General features: G+C 74.8%; 3 protein-coding genes and 1 pseudogene. All 4 read left to right on the plus strand.

Features of this window, described 5'->3' with window-relative positions; all coding sequences use genetic code 11:
* Positions 1 to 313 precede the first annotated feature (313 nt).
* Complete coding sequence (locus ACZ5NH_RS15915) at positions 314 to 1,303, plus strand: hypothetical protein (protein WP_468775634.1); 990 nt, start codon at positions 314 to 316, stop codon at positions 1,301 to 1,303.
* A 137-nt stretch (positions 1,304 to 1,440) separates the two neighbouring features.
* The gene (locus ACZ5NH_RS15920; RefSeq protein ID WP_468775636.1) at positions 1,441 to 2,397 is read left to right on the plus strand and encodes an endonuclease/exonuclease/phosphatase family protein; all 957 of its coding nucleotides are present in this window, start codon (positions 1,441 to 1,443) and stop codon (positions 2,395 to 2,397) included.
* A 35-nt stretch (positions 2,398 to 2,432) separates the two neighbouring features.
* Complete coding sequence (locus tag ACZ5NH_RS15925) at positions 2,433 to 4,376, plus strand: FUSC family protein (protein WP_468775638.1); 1,944 nt, start codon at positions 2,433 to 2,435, stop codon at positions 4,374 to 4,376.
* 73 nt (positions 4,377 to 4,449) lie between these two features.
* A pseudogene (locus ACZ5NH_RS15930) lies at positions 4,450 to 5,018 on the plus strand (VWA domain-containing protein); the annotation flags it as partial.

Here is a 5,018-nt window from a genome sequence, read left to right on the forward strand (position 1 = left end):
AAGGGGGGGGGGGGGGGGGGGGGGGGGGGGGGGGGGGGGGGGGGGGGGGTGGGGGGGTGGGGGGGGGGGGGGGGGGGGGGGGGGGGGGGGGGGGGGGGGGGTGTGGGGGCGCCCCCCCCCCCCCCCCTCCCCCGTGTTCCCCACATCCCTCACCCGGCCTTGCACCGGCCTCCTCCCCCACACCAGGAAACACCCGTTCGGGTGAACCCTCCACCGGAGGTCGAAGTCCCCAGTTCCGCCAAGGGATGCGGGTCTTCGCCCGAATGCACCCGCCCCGCTCGCGCCCGCGCCCCACAGGCCGAAGCCTGGAAGCGTGCCCCCACGCCTCAGGAGCGCCCTGTCGGCCGTACTGCTCGCCCTGTCCTGCCTCCTCGTGCCGTTCGGCGCGCTGGCGGCCTGGGCGGCGTACGGGCTCGCCGACACGGGCCGGTACGTCACCACGATGGCGCCGCTGGCCGCCGACCCGAATGTGCGGGAGGCCGTCGTGGACACGGTCGGTGACGGCATCCTGCGCGCGGTGGACCAGCATCTGGACGTGCGCCCGGCAGGTGGTTCGGTCCGCCCGTTCGTGCGGGACGCGGTGCGCTCCTTCACCCAGACCGAGGCCTTCCGGCTGGCCTGGGACACCGGCAACCGGGTCACCCACGACGCGGTGCTGCGCGCCCTGCGCGACGAGGAGGACGACGCGGCGGCCGGGCGGCCGGTCACCGTCGACTTCGCCCCCGTCACCGACCAGGTCAAGCGCCAGCTGGCCCGGGACCATGTGCCGATCGCCGCACGCATCCCGGTGGAGCACACCGCGGTCTCCGTGCTCCCGGCGGGCGAACTGGCCTCCTTCCGGAAGGGGTTCCACGTGCTCGAAGTCGCCGGTTTCTGGCTGCCGGTGGCGGCCGTCGCGTTCGCCGCCACCGGGATCGCCCTCGCCGTCCACCGCCGCCGCGCGGTCGCGGCGACCGCGCTGGGCACGGCCCTGGGCGGCGGCCTGCTCGCCCTGGCCGTGGCCGTCGGCCGCAGCCTCACCCTCTCCGGCCTGCCCGCCCACGTCCCGCATCCGGCCGTCGGCTCGGTCTACGACGCCCTCACCGCCACCCTGCGCACGGTGGCCTGGCTCCTGCTCGCCCTGGGCCTCACGGTGGCGCTGACCACCTGGCTGACCCGCCGTCCGAACCAACGCCGCACCGCACGCCACCGCACCACACCGGTCACGGCCACACCGACCACACCCCTCGCTCCGGCCTCCGCCCCCGTCACAGGGACGACGACGCCGCCTCCGGCAGCTGAGGCATCCACAACCTGGGGATGAGCCAGGCGCCCCGAAGCGGCGCGGGGATCTGCGCGGGTAACCGCGCGAGCGACGACAACGCCCCCCAGCCCGTGGACGGCCCCGGAACAACGGCGAATCCCCGCACCCAGGCGGCGAACACCCCGTACGCTCGGCCCGTGAACCGTCGCCCCGGACGCAGGCTCGGCGCCTGGTGTGCCGGACTGCTGCTCGCCGGGACCGGCGTGGTGGCCGGCTGCCGGGGCGCCGACACCGACGGGGTCACCCCGGTACCCCAGCTGCTCGCCTTCCTGCCGTGGCTGCTCGTGCCGACCGGCTTCGCCCTGCTGTGCGCGCTGCTCGCCCGCTGGTGGCCGGGCCTGGTGTGCGGGGCCGTCGTACTCGGCGTGCTCGCCTGGTACCTCCAGCCGTACGACGGCCCCGCCGACCCCGCCGGCCCGCCGCTCGCCACCCTCCGCGTGCTGACCTCCAACGTGGAGTTCGGGCGCGGCACTCCGGCCCTGGTCCCGTGGCTCCGGGACCGCCGCCCGGACGTCGTCTTCGTCGAGGAGTGCGAGTTCACCTGCCAGGCCACACTGGAGGCCGACCTCGCGACGGCCTACCCCTACCGGCGGGCGGTCCGCGCGGCCGGCTCCCACGGCTCGCTCATCCTCAGCCGCTTTCCCCTGACACCGACGGCCGGTGTCCCCGGCACCATGGGCATGCCCGGCGCGATCGCCGACGTGCGGGGCCACGCCGTACGTCTCCAACTCGCCCACCCCATGCCCCCGCTGCCGGGCCAGGTCGGCCTGTGGCACCGCGAACTCGGCAGGCTCCGCGCCTTCGCGGCGGCCGGCCCCCGTACCCCCACCATCCTGGCCGGCGACTTCAACGCCACCCAGGACCACGCGGCCTTCCGCCGCATCCTCGACACCGGCCTGACCGACGCCGCCCGTCTCGCCGGACACGACCGCGCCGCCAGCTGGCCCGCGCGCACCGCCTCGGTCGTCGGCACCCAGATCGACCACGTCCTGCTCTCACCGGACTTCAGCGCGACCGGCGCCCGCTTTCTGCGCGTGGCCGGCAGCGACCACCGCGCCCTCGTCGTGGACCTCGCCCTCCATCAGCGGGGATGAACCGGGCGATCAGCGCCGACGGCGATAATGGCCGCATGTCGCGAGAGTTCCCCAGCGGCCTCACCCCTCCCGACTGGCTGGTCCGGAACATCCGCCCGCAGCAGGCCCCCGTCAACAAGGCCGCCATGGCCCGCGCCGCCGTCGGCATGGCCCTGCCGCTCGCCATCGGCCTCGCCACCGGCCATCCGACGTACGGCGCCCTCGCCTCCATGGGCGCCCTGTCCGGCGTCATCGGCGACACCGCCGACGCCTACCGCATGCGCATCCTCAACATCGCCGTCCCGCAGCTCTTCGGCGCGGTCGGTGTGACGCTGGGCACGCTGGTGCACGGCCACGGCTGGTACGCGGTGGCCACGGTGACCGGGGTCGCCCTGCTCTCCGGCATGATCTCGACGATCGGCGCGGTGGCCTCGGTCTCGGGTCTGCTCCTCCTCCTGAACTGCGTGGTGGGCGCGGGCCTCCCCCTCCCGCACCCCTGGTGGCTGGCTCCGGCCCTGCTGACCGGCGGCGGCCTCCTGGTCCTCCTCCTCGCCCTGCTGGCCTGGCCGTTGCGCTCGGGCGTGCCCGAACGCGCGGCGGTGGCGGCCGCGTACCGCGCCGTCGCCGGGCTCCTCACCGTCTCCGGCACGGACCACATCGAGGAGTACGACGAGGCCCGCCGGTCCGTCACCCAGTCCCTCAACCAGTCCTACGACCTGATCCTGGCCCGGCGCCCCCGCCACCACGGCCGCAGCCGCGAACTCACCAGGCTCCTCGCCCAGTTGAACGCCGTCATCCCGGTGGTGGAGGCGGCCCCCGCGGCTCATCTGGCGGCCCGCCCCCTGCCGGCCCGGATCCCCGAGACGGTCCGCCACCTGGCCCAGGCCGTCGAAAGCGGCTACACGGGCCCGATGGCCCTGGACCTCCCGGTACCGGTGACGGAGACAGCCCGCGCCGTGGACCACGCCCTGCGCCACACGGCCGAGGTCGTCACGGCCCCCGACGTGGACCCCCGGGGCATCGACGACCGCCTGGGCCGCCCCGCGGCGCTGGGCATCCGCACGGCGAGAGCGGCCCGCAACGTCGTCCTCTCGGCCAACTCCTGGCGCTACGGCCTGCGCCTCGCGGTCTGCATCGGCATCGCCCAGGCCCTGGTGTCGCTGATCCCCGTCCCCCGCTCCTACTGGGTGGCCCTGACGATCACCTTCGTCCTGAAACCCGACTTCGGCTCGGTCTTCTCCCGCGCCCTGCTGCGCGCCCTCGGCACGGTGGTGGGCCTGGTGATCGCGGCGGTGGTCCTGGCGGAGGTCCCGCTGGGCTGGTGGGACGTCCTCGCGATGCTGCTCCTGGCCCCCCTGATCCCGGCGCTCACCCCCCGCGGCTACGGCTACCAGACGGCGGCCATCACCCCGGTGATCCTCCTCCTCTCGGACATCCTGAACCACCAGGGCACGGCCCTGCTCCTGCCCCGCCTGACGGACTCGCTCCTCGGCTGCGCGATCGCCCTGACCGCCGGCTACCTCCTCTGGCCGGAGAGCTGGCGCACCAGGGTCGGCGACCGCCTGGCCGACGCGGTGGCGGACACGGCGCGGTACGTGGAGACGGCGTTCGCCCCCGACTGCGCCCCGGCCGCCCGCGCCCGCATGCGCCGCCGCCTCTACCGCGACCTGTCGGTGATCCGTACGGAGTTCCAGCGGGCCCTGACCGAACCACCGCCGACCGGCCGCCGCGCGGCCGCGTGGTGGCCGCTGGTCGTGGCGGTGGAACGGATCGTCGACGCGACGACGGCGGCGCGCGTGCGCGTACGGCACGGGGCGGCGCCCCCGTCCCCGGCCGAGATCACCCAGGTGGTCCTACAGCTCCGGGAGCTTTCGGAGGGCGTACGGGACGCGGAAACCCTGACCCCGGTCCGCACTGACCTCACCGGTCCCGCGGGCAGTGTCCTGGAGCCGCTCCGCCAGGAGGTGGCGGCGGCCCGGTCGATCGCATCCCCCCACTGAGTGCTTCGCTAACCTTACGTGTCCGTCCTGGCCAGGGATCGACGTGGATCAACTCACGCGAAGGGTTGCACACATGGGCATTCTCACTCTCCTGCGGAACGCATTCAGCCGCTCCCGCAAGGGACGAGCCACCGAGGCAGAGGGTGCCGACCGCCTGCCGGCGCAACCGGAGACCCCCCAGCCCACCGCCGACGCCACCGTCCCCGAACCCCGCCGCTCCTCTCCCGAGGAACACGACCTGGTGGCAGCGGCCTTCAGCAACGTAAAGGTCCCCCACCCGGCAGAGGGCGACCCGGAACCGGCACACCTCGACACCACGGCGAAGGCGAAGCCGGAGCAGAAGCAGCAGACCGAGCCGACGACCGAGCCGGCAGAGCCCAAGGAGCCGACCACCAAGCCGACAGAGCCCGAGAATCAGCCCGAACCGGAGCCCGCGGAGACGACCAAGGCCGAGAAGCAGCCCGAACCGGAGCCCACCGAGACGCCAGAGGCCGAAGGACAGCCCGAGCTCGCGGAGGCCGCGGAGACGCAGCCCGAGCCGAAGGCCGAAGAGACGACCGAGGCCGAAGAACAGCCCGAGCCCCAGCCCGCGGAGACGCCAGAGGCCGAAGAACAGCCCGAATTGGCGCAGGCCGCGGAGAC

The sequence above is a fragment of the Streptomyces sp. NPDC031426 genome (genome assembly GCF_055581585.1).